Genomic DNA, 233 nt, shown 5'->3' on the forward strand with positions numbered 1-233 from the left:
TACTCTCATTTACTTTTTATGTCATGATGTAAACTCTCTTGTAAATAACTGCATTAAACTAATTACACTAGAGTATTTCATTCTTGTAGGACCTAAAATTGAAATTGTTCCAAGTTGCTATTCTCCAATCGAATACGTTGAAGAAATCTAACTGCAATCCTCCATTGACGTAGAAGAATATTCTCTACCCCTTTTCACGTGAATTCCTCCTTGTTTATGACGGAACATGTCAT

At 33.5% G+C, this 233-nt stretch carries 1 pseudogene; it reads right to left on the minus strand.

Annotated elements, in window-relative coordinates:
- Positions 1 to 21 precede the first annotated feature (21 nt).
- Positions 22 to 233, minus strand: a pseudogene (locus tag JDS95_RS30890) (heat-inducible transcriptional repressor HrcA); the annotation flags it as partial.

This window comes from Bacillus cereus group sp. N24 (assembly GCF_016483345.1).
In the GTDB taxonomy this organism is placed as follows: Bacteria; Bacillota; Bacilli; order Bacillales; family Bacillaceae_G; genus Bacillus_A; species Bacillus_A toyonensis.